The sequence below is a fragment of the Lelliottia amnigena genome (assembly GCF_019047465.1).
Taxonomy (GTDB): Bacteria; Pseudomonadota; Gammaproteobacteria; order Enterobacterales; family Enterobacteriaceae; genus Enterobacter; species Enterobacter amnigenus.
In genome coordinates this window covers 3,926,522-3,943,588 of record NZ_CP077236.1, presented here as the reverse complement: position 1 = coordinate 3,943,588, position 17,067 = coordinate 3,926,522, and the positions used below count along the sequence as shown (strand labels likewise).

Genomic DNA, 17,067 nt, shown 5'->3' with positions numbered 1-17,067 from the left:
TTCATCACGTCAGCTGATAGCGTCTGTCGGGTAACAGTCGTGCGGGGATTTCTGGCTCATCGTTCATTTGCAGCAGATCGATTTCCATCGCATTGCAGATTGCATCGAGCGGCAAATCATTGTTTTCAATACCAAACGGCTCTTCCAGCTCTTCTGCCAGCGCATCGAGTGCAATGAAGGTATAAGAGACCAGAACGGAGATGAACGGCGTCATGTAATGCAGATCGCCAACCAGCGCAAACGGCAGCATGATGCAGAACAAATAGACGGTGCGATGCAAAATCAACGTGTACGCAAACGGGACGGGCGTATTGGCGATACGCTCGCAACCCGCCAGCACGACCGACATATCATTCAGGCGATTATTCAAACTGTGGAAAAGAATATCCGACAGCTGCCCTTCTCTGCGGCGAATGGCCAGCCACTCGCCCATGATGAGCAGGATACGGTTAGCCGGAGATTGAGAATCCATCGCCGCCCGCAGGTGGTCTGCACTGAGATAGCGTGCCAGCCTTTCGGCCTGCGGCTGTCGGCGCAACGTCATGCGTAAACAATGGGCGAAAGCAATTTGCAGGCGCACAAACTCACCCAGATGCGGATCGTCCGGTAAGGTGTTTTTCACCTCGCGAAACAACGAGCGTGACGCTATCATCAACTGCCCCCACAGCTGGCGAGCTTCAACGTAGCGCGAATAACAGGCGTTATTGCGAAAACCGAGGAAAATAGCGATCGCCACGCCAAGAATACTGAATGGCGCAACGGTCAGCTTGAAACCCAGCGACGAGTACCAGGGCAGCGCCAAAACGACGGCAATTGATAACAAAAAGTTGAGAAACAGCCGGGTAAAAATTTTAGACAGGACGGAACCGTGCCAGACAAAAATCAGGCGCAGCCAGTGCTGTTGAGGACGAACAATCATAGTCAGCTTCAGGCAAAATAAAGAGCGTGACTATTAAACGTGATCGCCGTCACCGTTGCAAGCTTGTTACCAGGATATTGCATTTCTACCCTATCAGACAAAGAGTGGCACGATGCTGAAGTGTGTTTTTAAAAAGCCCGGTAAATAGTATGTTGTAACTAATGCACTGTTTTAAAAAACCCGGCCGCAGCCGGGGCAATGATTAGCAGAGCTGTTTCACCGCGGTGCGCATTCCCTGAAGCAAAATCGCATCAAGGTCGAGCGTAACTTGTTCTACCAATCCGCTGACTTTCGTCAGGTCTTGTTCCCAATGCTCGCTCACGCTCAGAACGGTTTTCACCAGTTCGCTGGTGCTGATCTGTTTGTCATGATGCTGGGTCCACAGCTGCTGATAGCGATCAAGCCAGTGCTGGTCATCTTGTACCGGATAACGTTCCCCGTTGCGCTCCCCGCGATAGAACGCAATCAGCGCGGCAAGGGCAAACGTCAGGCGAGCCGGTAATTTGCCGGTTGCTTTCTGCCCTGCCAGCAGTTGAGGCAAGATGCGGGTACGGTATTTTGTCATGCCGTTCAACGCAATCGACAACAGCTGATGCTTAATGTACGGGTTACGGAAACGCCCTGTCACCGCACTGGCGAAGGATTCCAGCTCATCTTTCGGCAAATCGAGTACCGGAATAATTTCCTGATAAATGGCTTTTTCAACAAACGCACAAACCTCTGCGTCGTTCATGGCTTCGCCGACGGTGTCCAGACCAGCCTGGAAAGCAACGGGAACCAGCGCGGTATGCGCCCCGTTCAGGATCGCGACTTTACGTTCTTTATACGGCTTGATGTCGTCGACAATCAGCACATTCAGCGAAAGTTTGTCCAGACGCAATTCGCTGGCGAGGGATTTCGGTCCCTGGATGACAAACAGATAGAAGTGCTCAGCGGTATCCAGGAAGCTGTCGTGATAGCCCAGCTCTGTTTCAAGTGCGGCAACTTCGTCACGCGGATAACCCGTTACAATACGGTCAACCAGCGTTGAGCAGAAGGCGTTAGCATCATTCAACCATTGCGTAAATTCTGCAGGCAAGGCCCACTCTTGCGCATAACGAAGCACCAGTTCACGCAGGGCATCGCCGTTATAATCAATCAGTTCGCAAGGAATGATGACCCAACCTTTATCAGCCGCACCGTTGAAATGGCTGAAGCGCTCGAACAGCAAACGGGTGAGTTTGGCGGGATAACTGACGGCAGGCGCATCGTCAAATTTGTCTTCGGCGTGGTAGCTGATGCCCGCTTCCGTGGTGTTGGAGAAAACAAAGCGCATGTCAGGATTGTGCGCAAGCTTAAGGAATTCGTCGTACTGGCTGTAAACACTGATTTCGCGGTTAACGGAGCGGATAAGACGCGCATCGCTCACCGCTTCGCCCTGCTCATTCAGACCACGAATGATTGTGGTGTACAAACCGTCCTGGGTGCTCAGTGAAGGCGGAAAATCGCTCTGGATTGGGCGGACAATCACCACGCCCGAATTCAGATCCGTATGTTCGTTTAACAGATCGATCTGCCAGTCGATGAACGCACGCAGAAAGTTACCTTCACCAAACTGAATGATACGTTCAGGATAGAGCGCACCGGGGAAATCGCGACGGTTGAGTGTGTTCACAATAGGGTTCCTTTTTTAAGTAGTCATACAGCCCGACAAGATTGGTCCAATAACTTATCAAACTTTTCGACCATGAAACCCTGTTTTGATCAATTCATGCAGCAATTGTGAAATAAATTATAAAAACTTATAGAACACGGTCGTCGCCGTCATTTCGCCGTCTGGCATCAGCGCGTAATCCGGGATTTCGCCCACTCTGATCCAACCACCACGCACATAGAAGCTTTCTGCCCCGCTACCGCTTGCGGTATCCAGCACCAGAACGGTTTTGCCTTGCTCTCTGGCGGCAGCTTCAAGCGCTTCCATTAATGCCATGGCCACACCACGGCGGCGCGCTTTTTCATGGACCAACAGTTTGGCGACATCGGCGCGATGCGGCTGATTTTCGGGTTGATCGGTCAGGAGTTGTACAGTGCCTAAAAGCTCGCCGTGCGGGTCGCGACACACCATCACGGTACGCTCCTGGCGTTCGACGCTTTCGGCGACGCCGCGCCAGAATGCGCACGCATCTTGATGAGAAAAAGGCGCCATGAAACTGACTGATGCCCCGCCGTTTACGCAGTTGGCGAGAATATCGGCCAGGGCATCAATATTGGAGAGGATTTCATCCCGAGAGAGCGAATGAACGGACATTGACGGGGTCATAGGATTTCCTTGTAAAGTGACCCCAACACATTGCTATTAATAATGATTTATCGCAAGTTGACCCGCCATAGGTCTTTGTGATGTTAAGGACCGACAGCGTACTGCTGCTTCATGGCGGAAATTTTTTCATCGGCAGTTTGCAGCCAGCGCTGAAGATCGTTTTGCTGATGGTCAAACTCACACACGCCCCAGGAGAATGTCAGGCTCCAGGGGTGCAGGCCGCGCTGATTGTACTTCGCCACCTGTTCGTTTAAATATTGCATTGCTATCCACGCCCCCTGCTCATCGGTGTCCGCAAACAGCACCGCGAATTCATCGCCGCCGTAACGCACCAGCAGGTCAGCCTCACGGAATGCGCCACGCATCAGTTCCGTCATCGCTTTTAGTGCAACATCACCCTCGGCGTGCCCGTAACGTTCGTTAATCTGCCTGAAGCGGTCCAAATCCATCCAGGCGAGCGTTAACGGTTCCGCGCGTCGTCTGGCACCGGAAAGCGCGAATGCCGCAAACTGGTTAAATCCACGGCGGTTAAACAATCCCGTCAATTCATCGGTCGTTGCCGCACAGGCTGCGGCAAATTCATCTTCTACCAGCGCGGCGAGATCGTTAAGCGCCGTCAGATCTGAAGGGCTCATTTCACGGGGAACATAATCCATCAGGCATAACGTTCCGACAATTGCCCCGTTCGGCAAAGAGAGCGGTACCCCTGCATAAAAGCGCACACCCGGCGTCCCCGTGACCAGCGGATTATCGCGGAAACGGGCGTCGTGATGCGTATCAGGGACCACCAGCGGAGCGTTATCCAGAATGGTGTGCCCGCAAAAAGAGAGGTTTCGCGGCAGCCCGGATGTCTTAGCACCTTCTGTCGACATGGCGACTTGCACGCGCTCATCCATCAAATTAACCGTCGCCACGGGCACATTAAACAGGCGTTTCGCCAGACGACTGATCCGGTCATAGGGCTGAAGATGATTCGATTCCAGAAGCCCGGATTCGCGCAGGGCGAGCAGACGTTCAGATTCATTGGCAGGAATTGCAGGCGCTTTCATAATGTCTCCTGACACTCAGCTTTTTAATAGCTTAGCCTAAACAAGCGACTTGTCAGTGCGCGTAAATTCGATTTTTACCGCCGCGTTTGGCCTGATAAAGTGCGGTATCAGCGGCCTGTAGCCAATCGGTGACATTTTCCATATCACGAGTTGCCCCCGCAATACCGATACTTAACGTACAATTTATCGCTTCTTCCGCCACGTCGTCCATGACCGCGGCGGCCTCCATAATTCGCGACGCCACCACATGTGCCTCTTCAATTGAGGTGTTCGGCAGCAGGATGACAAATTCATCCCCGCCCAGCCGCGCCGGGGTATCCGTCTGTCGGGTAGCCAGATGCAGAATCTCTGACACCGTCGCCAGCATCGTATCCCCAACTTTATGGCCAAAACGATCGTTCACCTCTTTAAAATTATCGATATCGATAAACATCAGCGCCGATTCGCGACTGTCATGCTGGAGCTTTTTAAGCTCTTTTTCGATGCGTTTTTCCAGTAGGCGTCGGTTAGCAATGTCCAGCAACGGATCCATCATCGCGATCCGTTCAAGCTCGCGAGATTTCACGCGCAAGCGGATAGCAATGCTGTCGGTCAGCACGCTCAGGGCAATAATATAGATGGCAATTAACGGCAGCGTCGCAAACATGGTTTGCTGAGAAACGAAGATATCGATGTGCATGCCTTGCGTCAGCCAGGCCGCGAGAAACACCACCAGCATCGCAACAGCGGCTTTTCTCATCAGGACAAAACCGCCGGCGGAGAGCCGATCCGCCAACAGGATGGTGGCAATCACCACCGAGGGCAGCGGATTCACCGCCATCATCGCTATCCAGAACCCGCCCGCCGCGGCGTCCACAACCAGATTGTGATGCTCGGTCACCAGCGGCGTTGAAGATCGGCTGGCGTGTTGCCACGCCACGGTTGGCCAGACAAAGGCATTCAGTGCGAGTAAAAGCATTAGCCATTCTGAACGTTGCTGTTCAATCAAAACGGTAAGAATAGGAATAAAACAGAGAAATGTGCCAAGGATACGCATCAAAAACATACGTTTGACAAACCGGTTCCCTGGTAAGCGATGCTGTTTACTCAGTTTGTCCATTCCGTTCATGCTGCGTTTTTTCCGATGTGAAATCTCGGGTATCTTATTGAGCTTAAAAATACCTGGCAACAATTATATCCGCATATTGATAACATCTGTGCCGCATTCTGCCTGGGATGGTGACGGTTACACGCGTTCGGGATTTTTTCCCTCGCCTACCGCTGGCCGATCGTTCGGTTGACGCGCACTGGTACGATTTCGCCCTGCTTTTTTCGAACGATAGAGATAATCGTCGGCTTCGGCCAAAAGCGTGTTAAACACATCCGTCAGCTGCCAGGATTCAGCTTTTGCACTGCCGAGGCCAATACTGACTGTCAAAAAAAGCGTTTGCTGACGCCAGCTAAACGGGTGTGATGCAATAGTTTCTCTAATTCGTTCAGCAAGCTCGACGCCCTGACGTACATCGCCCGAATTCACCACGACCACAAATTCTTCGCCCCCCATTCGCGCAACGATCCCGTCTTCGCCCACGACCTGCTGCACTTTCCCAGCAAATGCGGCCAGCACGCTATCGCCACATTCATGACCATAGTTGTCGTTGATGCTTTTGAAGTAATCAATATCCAGAAGCATGACCGTTAAAAAACGGGGATGCCGATGAGACTCTTCATGCTTCAGCGCCTCATACAAGCCTGAACGCGAATACACACGCGTGAGAAAATCGTAATCGGCTCGCAGAGAAACCTGATAAATAAGCGAATTGATCGCCGCCACGCTCACGGAAACCATGATGGGACAAATGGCCATTGTGGCAATGCCAAGGCGCGCAGAGAACATCATCGGCGTAGACAGCGGCGTGGCGACGGCAATATCGATAATGGAATTGGCCACCAGGATAATTTCGATTCCCCCGGTCAGGAACGTCAGCAGACAGGTCGCCGGGAGGGAATACCGGACGGCACACCAGATAAGCGCCGGCAACGGAAATGCCAGACTGCCCGCGCCGCCAATAGCCACAGAGGCGATCACCGACACCACCAGCGCCAGCACAGGCAAGAAATGCCCCACCTGCACCGAACGATTCATCTCCGGCACTTTGATCGTCAGCAGGCACGGTAAAATGAGCACACCCGTTGAAAACTGCTCGCTAAACCAGTCGGCATACAGCGGCCAGAAGGTTTGACTGTCAATGCCAACAGAGCCGATCGCCCCCACCAGCGCACACAGCAACGCAGCAATCAGACAATAGTTAAACAGCCGCAGCGCATTGATAGGCTCAGGCGTTTGGCGTCCCATTTGTTTGTCCCGCGTGACCAGCTGAGCCACCGTGACGATGAAGACCATATTGGAGAGATTAATCACCACGGAGGCAATGCCCCAGTTGGTCGTCACCGCGTCATACATCAGCATAGCGACATAGGACACCGCGTAGTAACGCAGTCGATTGAGATACGCATAGCGGGCGAACACCCCTGCCATGACGCCGTTCAGCGGCCAGAAGAGTGAGAGCGCTTCCACGAGACGCAGTTCTGCACCAATAAGATAAAACAGCGTGGTGAGCGCGAAAATGCTGAGTGAATTCCGCAGAACGTTGTCGGGCCGGAACGGCATAAATGAGAGCAAGGAAGAGGGCATTAAATATCAATCCATATAATCGCTTAACGCAATCATTTAGCGGTCATCAGCAGGAATAATCAAAGATTAGCATGTATGTGTAACATGCATAACCCGGCAAGATAAGCCCTCAATGTTTGGCGTTCATTTGCAGGACCAGCCAATGGTGAATAACGGTCACGACATAAGCCTGTTGATCGCCATCTAACGCTTGTCCTTGGGGAATCTGGTGCCACTTCTCCAGACAGCCGCGACAGCACGTTGCGGTAGCGTGCTGGGCAATAAACACCGGATGACCGCGCATGGGGGTCTGTTTCCCATCGTTAACCGGCTGTACGGGAGCCAGCCGACGAGCGATAAAATCCGCCGCATGCTGGTCGATAATGTCCGCGCCTTTGTCCCAACAATATTGTCGCTCTTTGGTGCCCAGCCGAAAGCGCGAGCGGAACGTCGACCGCGCCAGACGGGCGAAAAGCGGATCGAGCGTATTCATCAGTAAACGGAGCGTCCCAGGCGCTGGGTCAGCTTTTCGAGTACCGCGACGCCCGCGAGGGAATTCCCGGTATCATCCAGTTCCGGGCTCCAGACGGCAATCGCCATCTCATGCGGCACAATCGCGACGACCCCGCCGCCGACGCCCGATTTTGCAGGCAGCCCGACGCGCCACGCAAATTCACCGGCATTCTGATACATCCCGCTGGTCGCCATAAGCGCATTCACCTGCCGCGCCTGCATTGGCGTCACTACCGCCTGCGCATGATGCGAAGAATAGCCCCGATCGGCCAGGAACAGAAACGTGCGCGCCAGCTCCACGCAGCTCATTTTCAGCGCGCAGTAGTGGAAATAGTTTTGCAGCACCGTCGCGACATCGTTATGAAAATTACCGAAGGATTTCATCAGCCAGGCAATCGCAGCATTTCGCGCTGAATGTTCAAATTCAGAGCGCGCAACGTTTGCGTCGTAGCTCAGATCGGAAACGCCACTCAGCTGGCGCACAATTTCCAGCATGCGCTGGCGCGGTGCGCTAAGACGGCTTTGCAGCATATCGCACACCACCAGCGCCCCGGCATTAATAAACGGATTACGGGGTTTCCCCTGTTCGATTTCCAGCTGCAGTAACGAGTTAAACGGCTGACCAGACGGATCCTTACCGACACGTTGCCAAATCTCATCTTCCTCGTACTGACGCATCGCCGCGACCAGGCTTAATACTTTGGAGATGGACTGAATGGAGAAGCGCTCGGTGGCATCACCGGCGTGATAAAGCTGCCCTTCCACGGTACAAATGGCAATCGCCAGTTTGTTTCCGCTCACCGAGGCGAGCGCAGGAATATAATCGGCGACCTTTCCCTGCCCCAGTAACGGACGCACTTGCGCCAGAATATCGTCCAGCATCTCATTATCAATGACCGCAGCCACAGTCTGCTCCTTGCCCACAGGCCAAAATCGGCCTGTGAGTATATCAGAGGCGGATATAGCGCGTCAGGCTGGAAGACGAAAGCGCGAAACGGCCTGCATCAGCAGATAAGATTCATCGTGCAATCGACGCGAGGATTCTGACGCGGTGGTCACCAGCGCGTCGGTCTGGCGAGAAACCTGGTTGAGCGCCTGAAGCTGACGCGTCATCTGATGGATGCTCTCCCCCTGACTCAGCGTCGCCGCCGAAATATCCTCCAGCAAACTGCTTAAATTGGCGACCAGCCCGGTGACCTGCTGCAGATTGTTTTCGAGTCTAACCACCGCCTTTGACCCCTCTTCGATGCCGTGCAACGAGTGATTGATCAGCGCCTGGATGGTCTGTGTAGAATGGCTGCTCTTTCTTGCCAGCAGTCCCACTTCCCGCGCCACCACGGCAAACCCACGGCCTTCGTTGCCCGCATGCGCGGCTTCGATCGCCGCATTAAGTGCCAAGATGTTGGTCTGGAACGCGACGCTATCGATGAGGGTGACGATCCCACGCATCTCCGACGATCGTTCGACAATCGCCTGCATTGACGCATTCACCGTAGACATCATCACATCCCCACCCGCTGCCGTCTGTCGCGCTTCGTTCGCGCGGCTGCTCGCCAGCTTCGCGTAGCCGGAATTGCCCTCAACGTGCGTTTCCAGCGCGGCGATGTGCGCGGTGACGTCATTAAGCTCTTGCGCCTGGCGCGCAGACTGCTGATACAGCTTCTGATTCCCGTCGGCCAGCGAGCCAATATTCTCGACCATCGACAGCGTTGCGTCGCTGACTTCCGTCACCAGCTGCTGTAAGCCATTTTGCATGGTGGTGATACTGGCGTTAAGCTGCCCTATCTCACGGTTAAAGCATTTTACGCCCGGAGGCATTCCCGACAGATCGCCTGCGGCCAGCCTGTCGATATGCGCAATAAGCTTACGCAGCGGGGTAATGACCCAGCGCGACATCCCAAACCACACCAGGATCGCAATCATAAGCAACACCACGGGGGCGAGCAGGAACAGCGACTGGAGGTTTGATAACCGGTCCATTAACGACTGTCGGCCCACGCCTGCGCGCGCCTCGCTGGCGAGCTGATAGCGGGCGAAGTTATCGTTAAAATCGGTCTGGAAGGCCTGAGCCGGCACGGCAAAAAAACTGTCAATCGAGTTGGTTTTCACCAGCCCTTCCGCCTGCTCGTTGATGGCCCCAAAGAAGAGTTGATAGCTGTTAACCAGCGCCTCGTCTTTTGGCGGATTGAGCGCCAGCCAGGCATTCCAGGCCTGCTGTGAGGCGCTAAGGGCTTTCTGGGCTTCATCCATCAGGCTGTGCCAGCTCCCGTCAGAGCCGGTCTCTTTATCCTGCATGAAATAGACACCAGAGCGATTAAGCAGATCGCTTGCTGCTAATAGCGAAACGCGCGCCAGATCCAGTTTGCTCTGCTGCTGTTGCGTCAGCTGATTCTGTTGTTCATTACGCTGTGCGTCGCGCAGTGAGGCCGTCAGCAGTATCGACGAGGAGAGTTGCAGTGCGGAAAAGAGTCCGATAATACAAAAGATGCCTGCCAGCAGACCAAACTGACGCGGTATCCTGCGCTTCGTACTCTGGCGGAAAATTTGCGTTAGGTTCATAATATTCTTCTGTAACAATACGTTAGACGCGTGCGAGTCTACGAAACGTAAATGACAGAACCATGACACAAAAATGACAAAGGCCTTCATGATGAAGGCCTTTATGACGGTGACGAAAAGGCGTTACACGCGATCTTTCCACACTGTCTGGATATTACAGAACTCATGCAGGCCGAAGTGGGACAGTTCGCGGCCAAAACCGCTTTTCTTCACACCGCCAAACGCGACGCGCGGATCGCTGGCGCTAAAGCCATTAATAAACACGCCGCCGCACTCAAGATCACGGGCAAATGACGCAGCGCGTTGCTCATCGGCGGTAAAGACCGTCGCCGACAGGCCAAAGTCGCTGTCATTTGCCAGCGTCAGCGCATGTTCAGCATCCTTTGCAACGGTGATGGTCGCCACCGGGCCAAACAGTTCCTGGCGGAATGCGGTCATGTCTGGCGTGACATTTCCCAGCACCGTCGTGGCATAGTAGTTGCCTGCACCTGCGATTTTCTCGCCACCCAGTAGCAGGGTTGCCCCTTCATCAAGCGTAGCCAGAACTTGCTGGTGCAATTCATCACGCAGATCGGCACGCGCCATCGGTCCTAAATAGTGATCTTCTATGTCCGGTGCACCCATTTTCAGCGCCGCTGCCGCCGCAACAAAGCGTTCCGTAAACTGCGCGGCAATGCCCTCTTCAATGATAAACCGTTTGGCCGCTGCGCAAACCTGTCCGGTATTCTGGTAGCGCCCCGTTACCGCGGCTTTCACCGCCAGATCCAAATCGGCATCATTCAGTACGATAAACGGATCGGAACCGCCTAGCTCCAGCACGCATTTTTTCAACGCCGCCGCAGCCTGTGCGCCAATCGCCGCGCCTGCACGCACGCTACCGGTTACGGTAACTGCAGCAATGCGTTTGTCGTTAATCGCCAGGCTTACGCCGTCATTGGTGGCATTGACCCAACCGAACACACCTTTTGGGAAACCGGCGTCAATGAAAATCTGACCGATCAGATCGGCCGATCCAAGTACATTGGGCGCATGCTTGAGCAGGTAGCTGTTACCCGCCAGCAGAATAGGCACCGCGCCGCGCAGCACCTGCCACAGCGGGAAATTCCACGGCATCACCGCCAGAATCGCGCCGAGCGGTCGATAGGCAATGACCGCTTTTTGATTTTCGACAAGCGTAGGTTCAGCATTCAGCATCGCCGGACCGTGCTGGGCGTACCAGTCGCAAAGCGCGGCGGTTTTGGTCACTTCGGCCCGCGCCTGCACAATCGGCTTGCCCATTTCGCGGGACATCATTTGCGCCATCTCTTCAGCGCGCGCCCGTATTGCTTCGCCAAGGTCGCGCAGCTTTTGCGCGCGATGAGCCACGCTTTCCTGGCGCCACTGGCGAAAGCCTGCGTCAGCGAGTGCGATTGCCCGATCAACGTCGTGTTGCGTCGCCCACGGGTATGCCGCCAGGGTTTCACCATTCGCCGGGTTAACAGACACGGCGTGAGTTGCAGATGAATACGTCATGAGGATCTCCACGGAATAAAAGTTGATTCATTGTGGTCGACTCTGCTATTTCTTAAAACTGAATAATATTAACCCACTTATTCACGAATCGAGAACGGCATGGATTTAACTCAGCTTGAAATGTTTAACGCCGTGGCCCAAACCGGGAGCATCACCCAGGCCGCGCAAAAGGTGCATCGCGTACCGTCAAATCTGACGACGCGTATTCGTCAGCTCGAGGCCGACCTGGGCGTTGAGCTGTTTATCCGCGAGAATCAACGCCTGCGGCTCTCTCCGGCCGGACATAATTTTCTGCGTTACAGCAAACAGATTCTGGCGCTGGTGGATGAAGCACGGATGGTCGTTTCCGGTGATGAGCCGCAGGGTTTGTTTTCGCTGGGCTCGCTGGAGAGCACCGCAGCTGTGCGCATTCCTGAATCGCTGGCGCAGTTCAATCAGCGCTATCCGCGTATCCAGTTTGCCCTGTCAACCGGCCCGTCCGGCACGATGATCGATGGTGTGCTGGAAGGTACATTAAGCGCCGCGTTTGTCGATGGCCCGCTGTCCCACCCGGAACTTGACGGAATGCCGGTGTATCAGGAAGAGATGATGCTGGTGGCCGCTGCCGGACACGCAGAGGTATCGTGCGCCACGCAGGTGAGCGGCTGTGATGTGTATGCCTTTCGCGCCAACTGCTCATATCGACGTCATCTGGAAAGCTGGTTTCATGCCGACCGGGCAATGCCTGGCCGGATTCATGAGATGGAGTCTTATCACGGGATGCTCGCCTGCGTCATTGCCGGAGCGGGTATTGCGCTGATGCCCCGCTCGATGCTGCAAAGCATGCCAGGGCATCATCAGGTTGAGGCCTGGCCGCTGGCGGAAAACTGGCGCTGGCTGACGACCTGGCTGGTGTGGCGACGCGGGGCGATGACGCGCCCGCTTGAGGCGTTTATAGCACTGCTAAACGAACGTCAGCCACCAGCGCCTTCTCCATAAACAGGCTAAGCGGGTCAGCAACGTAAGGGGCAAACGCCTCGCGCAAACCATACCCGTGGTTTTCATACAGTCGCACTGCGGCGTGCTGCTTGATGCCGGTTTCCAGGCGTAGCGTATGGCATCCGCGAGATAGCGCTTCGTCTTCCAGCGCGGCCAGCAGTTTTTCACCTAACTGTTGTCCGCGATGGGTGGGATCGATATAGACGCGCTTCATCTCTCCGGTGCCGTCGCCGTTCAGGACGATAGCGCCGCATCCCACCGCCTTAAGCTGGCGATCGCGGATCACCATCATGATCAGGCTGTCCGTCGAGAGTTGAGTCAGATCGAGCAGATGGTTACTTTCAGCGGGATAGAGTTCGCTCTGATACGCATCAAGCGCGGCGATGAGCGAGACAATGTCCGGATGGGCGGCAGATTCAGAGGTAATGGAATACATGGCAGGCTCCTTTGTTGTTTTTATTCCAGGATAGCGCCCCGCCTTTATAAGCGCTTCATAGTATTAACTTATGATGACGTTCATCAGTTGCACGAACGCGGGAGACAGCAGTAATTTTGTTATAGCCGCCGTGAAACTGAATGGACAACACATGAATACCAAAGCCCGTAAAGTGATGATCATTGGAGCAGGCAATGTGGGTGCGTCTGCCGCCTATGCCCTGCTCAATCAGAATATCTGTGAAGAACTCATTCTGGTGGACCTCAACCGGGATCGCGCCGAAGGGCACGCACAGGATCTGGCGGATGCCGCCGCGTATATGCCGGGCATGATGAGCATTTCGACGCGCGACGCGCGCGACTGCGCGGATGTGGATATCGCCGTAATCACCGTGTCGGGCGGTGCGCTCAAGCCCGGGCAAACCCGTCTTGATGAGCTGACTAACACTGCGCGGATTGTAAAAGGCCTGGTCCCGCAGATGATGGAAAACGGCTTTAACGGCATCTTTCTGATCGCCACCAATCCCTGCGACATCATCACCTGGCAGGTGTGGACACTGTCAGGTCTGCCGCGCAGCCAGGTGATCGGCACGGGCGTTTGGCTGGATACAACGCGATTACGTCGTACACTCGCGCAGGCACTGGATATTGGTGCGCAAAGCATCGACGCTTTTATTCTCGGCGAGCACGGCGACACCCAGTTCCCGGTTTGGTCGCACTCCTCGGTTTACGGCTCGCCGATCGGCGAAGTCTATCAGCGCCACACCGGTGAAACGCTTGATCGTCAGCAGCTCGCAGAGAATGTTCGCCGTCAGGGCTTCGACATCTATAACCGCAAAGGCTGCACCGAATACGGCATTGCCGGAACGATTGCTGAGATTTGCCGCAATATTTTCACCGGCAGTCACCGCGCGCTGGCGATTTCCTGCGTGCTGGAGGGGGAATATGGAATGGAGGGGCTGGCGATTGGGGTGCCCGCCGTGCTGGCGCAAAGCGGCGTCCAGCAAATTATTGAGCTGCAACTGGCGGAAGATGAACAGGTCAAATTCCGCCACTCTGCCGAGGTAATTAAGGCCAATATCGCCCGATTACCCTAGAACGGACGCCTGACGCAGGAAGATTTTGCCTTTCATATACAGCGTGGCCTGACCGGCAATCAGCACGCGGTCACCCTGTAATTCACAGCGCAGATCCCCGCCACGAGCAGAGACCTGGCGTGCGCGCATCTGCGTTTTGCCCAGTTTCGCACTCCAGTAGGGGATCAGCATGCTGTGCGTTGACCCGGTGACGGGATCTTCCGGCACGCCTTCTCCCGGACAGAAAAAGCGGCTGACAAAATCATACTCATCGCCGGGTGCTGTCACGCAGACCATTTTCTCCAGCGGGAGCATCGCCGCGATATCGGGCGTTAAAGACTCTACCTGCTGTTGGTTCTCCAGCACGACCATGTAATCGCGACCCGCGCGGACCTCTTTTGCGCTGGAAATACCGAGCGCGCTGAAGAGCAGTGCGGGCGGATTCTCCACCGTCTCGCTTTCCCACGCCGGGAAATTCAGCGTCAGCCAGTCGCCGTTGCGCTTAACGGTGAGATTGCCGACAAAACGCGTTGAAAAGACGATTTCGGTCTGCGGATAATCGAGATACTCAAAAATCACATGCGCCGCCGCCAGCGTGGCATGTCCGCACAGGTTAATTTCATACTGCGTGGTGAACCAGCGCAGCGCAAAGCCCTCGTCGGTGCGAACAAAAAACGCAGTTTCTGACTGGTTGTGCTGCTGCGCCATCTTCAGCAGCGTCTCGTCAGGCAGCCACTCTTCAAGCGGACAGACCGCTGCCGCATTGCCGCCAAAGGATTTATCGCTGAATGCATCAACCAGATAAAATTCAATTTCCTGCATTGTCTTACCGCCTGTTCTTGTTGTGTTGTCCTCATCTTCTGTGAAAACAACGATCTGCGCTACCTTTTCGATAACGTAAATTTTGAGATCTGCGTCACATAATGGTTGTCTTTTAGCCAGTTTACGCTTTAAGATCGCCCTCTCTTCTTATCTGCAACGAATGCGTTTTATTCCTATGACAACAAACACGGTTTCCCGCAAGGTCGCGTGGCTACGTGTGGTCACGCTGGCCATTGCCGCCTTTATTTTTAATACCACTGAATTTGTCCCGGTTGGCCTGCTGTCTGACATTGCCCACAGTTTCCAGATGGAAACGGCGCAGGTTGGCATCATGCTGACGATTTACGCGTGGGTCGTGGCGCTGATGTCATTGCCCTTTATGCTGCTGACCAGCCAGATGGAACGCCGCAAACTGCTGATCGGGCTGTTTATGTTGTTTATCGCCAGCCACGTGCTTTCCTTCCTGGCGTGGAACTTTACCGTGCTGGTGATAAGCCGCATTGGCATTGCCTTTGCGCACGCGATTTTCTGGTCGATTACCGCCTCGCTCGCCATACGTCTGGCGCCTGCCGGTAAACGTGCACAGGCGCTCAGTCTGCTGGCGACCGGTACGGCGCTGGCGATGGTGTTGGGTCTGCCGTTGGGTCGAATCGTCGGGCAATATTTTGGCTGGCGCACCACGTTCTTCGCGATCGGCCTGGGCGCGCTGATCACCCTGCTGTGTTTGATCAAGCTGCTGCCAAAACTGCCGAGTGAACATTCTGGCTCGTTGAAAAGTCTGCCGCTGCTGTTCCGTCGCCCGGCGCTGATGAGCATTTATCTGCTGACCGTGGTAGTCGTGACCGCCCATTACACGGCCTACAGCTACATCGAACCCTTTGTGCAGGTGGTGGCAGGCTTTAGCGCTAACGTCGCCACGGTATTGCTGTTGATTCTGGGCGGCGCGGGGATTATCGGCAGCGTGCTGTTCGGGAAACTCGGGAATAAACACGCTTCTCTGCTGGTCAGCAGCGCCATTGGCCTGCTGCTGGCGTGCCTGTTGCTGTTGATGCCCGCCGCGCAAAGCGAAAGCCATCTGGCCATCCTGAGCATTTTCTGGGGCGTGGCGATCATGATTATCGGCCTGGGTATGCAGGTCAAAGTGCTGGCGCTGGCACCTGATGCAACGGATGTGGCGATGTCACTCTTTTCGGGGATATTCAATATTGGTATCGGCGCAGGCGCGCTCGTCGGAAATCAAATCAGCCTTCACCTGTCGATGTCGGCGATTGGATATTTGGGTGCCATTCCTGCCCTGGCGGCGTTTATCTGGTCGATTCTGATATTCCGCAAATGGCCAGTGGCGCTCGAAGAGCAGCCGCATCACGGATAAAAAAGAGGTGGCTGAGGCCACCTTTTTTATTAATGGTAGTTTTTAATAATTTCCAGCACGCCGTTAATAATAAACTGCACACCCATGCAGACCAGCAGGAAGCCCATCAAACGCGAAATCGCTTCGATGCCCCCTTTGCCAACCCAGCGCATGATCGCGCCTGAGCTGCGTAAACTGCCCCACAGAATGACGCCAATCAGCGCGAAAATGAGCGGCGGTGCAACCATTACTACCCACTCGGAGAACGTCGAGCCATCACGCACCGTTGAGGCGGAGCTGATGATCATCGCTATCGTTCCCGGCCCTGCCGTGCTGGGCATCGCTAAAGGCACAAACGCGATATTGGCCGAAGGCTCATCTTCCAACTGTTCCGACTTGCTTTTGGCTTCAGGTGATTCATGCGGTTTATGAGGCGGGAAAAGCATCCGGAAACCGATAAACGCGACGATAAGCCCCCCCGCAATTCGCAGCCCAGGAATCGAAATGCCAAACGTATTCATCACCAGCTGTCCGGCGTAATAAGCCACCATCATGATGATAAAAACGTACACCGAGGCCATCAGCGCCTGATGATTACGTTCGGCACTGTTCATGTTACCCGCAAGACCTAAAAACAGCGCGACGGTCGTTAACGGGTTCGCCAGCGGCAACAACACCACCAGCCCAAGACCTATTGCCTGAATTAATTCCACCATTTCGCGTCGTTATCCTTATCCATAATTAACATCCCATTATACGGTGAAAATTCCCCGTTGAGCCACGAGCACAACGTAAGCAGTGTTTTCCACTGCGCAATCACAGCCGGTCGGTATGTTTATGATTTAAAACGCCCCGAAAAAAGTTCATGAAACGTTTTAGCAAAATGTGGCATCGGCGGATA

General features: G+C 54.6%; 16 protein-coding genes. 3 read left to right on the top strand and 13 right to left on the bottom strand.

Features of this window, described 5'->3' with window-relative positions; translation table 11 throughout:
• Nucleotides 1–4: 4 nt before the first annotated feature.
• From I6L74_RS18595 to sad, 10 genes are all read right to left on the bottom strand, one after another.
• Nucleotides 5–919: a bestrophin family protein gene (locus I6L74_RS18595; protein ID WP_059178887.1), complete on the bottom strand. Its 915-nt coding sequence runs from the start codon at nt 917–919 to the stop codon at nt 5–7.
• A 202-nt stretch (nt 920–1,121) separates the two neighbouring features.
• Nucleotides 1,122–2,573 (bottom strand): tagaturonate reductase, encoded by a 1,452-nt coding sequence (locus I6L74_RS18590; protein WP_059178886.1) that lies wholly within the window; start codon nt 2,571–2,573, stop codon nt 1,122–1,124.
• 117 nt (nt 2,574–2,690) lie between these two features.
• Nucleotides 2,691–3,218, bottom strand: coding sequence for a GNAT family N-acetyltransferase (locus I6L74_RS18585; protein ID WP_059178885.1), 528 nt, complete (start codon nt 3,216–3,218; stop codon nt 2,691–2,693).
• An 83-nt stretch (nt 3,219–3,301) separates the two neighbouring features.
• Nucleotides 3,302–4,267: a sensor domain-containing diguanylate cyclase gene (locus I6L74_RS18580; RefSeq protein ID WP_059178884.1), complete on the bottom strand. Its 966-nt coding sequence runs from the start codon at nt 4,265–4,267 to the stop codon at nt 3,302–3,304.
• Nucleotides 4,268–4,319: 52 nt separating this feature from the next.
• Nucleotides 4,320–5,312: a diguanylate cyclase gene (locus tag I6L74_RS18575; RefSeq protein ID WP_059179132.1), complete on the bottom strand. Its 993-nt coding sequence runs from the start codon at nt 5,310–5,312 to the stop codon at nt 4,320–4,322.
• A 180-nt stretch (nt 5,313–5,492) separates the two neighbouring features.
• Nucleotides 5,493–6,941: a GGDEF domain-containing protein gene (locus tag I6L74_RS18570; protein ID WP_059178883.1), complete on the bottom strand. Its 1,449-nt coding sequence runs from the start codon at nt 6,939–6,941 to the stop codon at nt 5,493–5,495.
• Nucleotides 6,942–7,050: 109 nt separating this feature from the next.
• Nucleotides 7,051–7,413 carry a DUF4186 domain-containing protein gene (locus I6L74_RS18565; protein ID WP_059178882.1) on the bottom strand — a complete coding sequence of 121 codons (363 nt, stop codon included), beginning with the start codon at nt 7,411–7,413 and terminating at the stop codon, nt 7,051–7,053.
• Nucleotides 7,413–8,339 carry a glutaminase B gene (glsB, locus tag I6L74_RS18560; RefSeq protein ID WP_059178881.1) on the bottom strand — a complete coding sequence of 309 codons (927 nt, stop codon included), beginning with the start codon at nt 8,337–8,339 and terminating at the stop codon, nt 7,413–7,415. Before glsB ends, I6L74_RS18565 begins: the two co-directional genes overlap by 1 nt.
• A 63-nt stretch (nt 8,340–8,402) precedes the next feature.
• Nucleotides 8,403–9,992: a methyl-accepting chemotaxis protein gene (locus I6L74_RS18555; protein WP_059178880.1), complete on the bottom strand. Its 1,590-nt coding sequence runs from the start codon at nt 9,990–9,992 to the stop codon at nt 8,403–8,405.
• Between the two features lie 123 nt (nt 9,993–10,115).
• Nucleotides 10,116–11,504 carry a succinate-semialdehyde dehydrogenase gene (gene sad, locus I6L74_RS18550; protein ID WP_059178879.1) on the bottom strand — a complete coding sequence of 463 codons (1,389 nt, stop codon included), beginning with the start codon at nt 11,502–11,504 and terminating at the stop codon, nt 10,116–10,118.
• A 99-nt stretch (nt 11,505–11,603) separates the two neighbouring features.
• Between sad and ptrR the strand changes: the two genes are divergently transcribed.
• Nucleotides 11,604–12,482 (top strand): putrescine utilization regulator PtrR, encoded by an 879-nt coding sequence (gene ptrR / locus I6L74_RS18545; RefSeq protein WP_059178878.1) that lies wholly within the window; start codon nt 11,604–11,606, stop codon nt 12,480–12,482.
• Here ptrR and I6L74_RS18540 read toward each other — a convergent pair.
• Nucleotides 12,436–12,918, bottom strand: a complete 483-nt coding sequence (locus I6L74_RS18540; protein WP_059178877.1) for a GNAT family N-acetyltransferase — start codon at nt 12,916–12,918, stop codon at nt 12,436–12,438. The two genes, ptrR and I6L74_RS18540, sit on opposite strands and share 47 nt — an antisense overlap.
• Nucleotides 12,919–13,069: 151 nt before the next feature.
• On the opposite strand from I6L74_RS18540, the gene I6L74_RS18535 reads away from it, so the two are divergent.
• Nucleotides 13,070–14,014, top strand: a complete 945-nt coding sequence (locus I6L74_RS18535; protein ID WP_059178876.1) for an L-lactate dehydrogenase — start codon at nt 13,070–13,072, stop codon at nt 14,012–14,014.
• On the opposite strand, the gene I6L74_RS18530 is transcribed toward I6L74_RS18535, so the two are convergent.
• Nucleotides 14,006–14,815, bottom strand: a complete 810-nt coding sequence (locus tag I6L74_RS18530; protein ID WP_059178875.1) for a PhzF family phenazine biosynthesis protein — start codon at nt 14,813–14,815, stop codon at nt 14,006–14,008. The genes I6L74_RS18535 and I6L74_RS18530 overlap by 9 nt on opposite strands.
• Before the next feature lie 175 nt (nt 14,816–14,990).
• Here I6L74_RS18530 and I6L74_RS18525 point away from each other — a divergent pair, with 175 nt between their 5' ends.
• Nucleotides 14,991–16,187, top strand: coding sequence for a sugar transporter (locus I6L74_RS18525; RefSeq protein ID WP_059178874.1), 1,197 nt, complete (start codon nt 14,991–14,993; stop codon nt 16,185–16,187).
• A 29-nt stretch (nt 16,188–16,216) separates the two neighbouring features.
• Here I6L74_RS18525 and I6L74_RS18520 read toward each other — a convergent pair whose 3' ends face one another.
• Complete coding sequence (locus I6L74_RS18520) at nt 16,217–16,882, bottom strand: MarC family NAAT transporter (RefSeq protein WP_059178873.1); 666 nt, start codon at nt 16,880–16,882, stop codon at nt 16,217–16,219.
• Nucleotides 16,883–17,067: the final 185 nt, after the last annotated feature.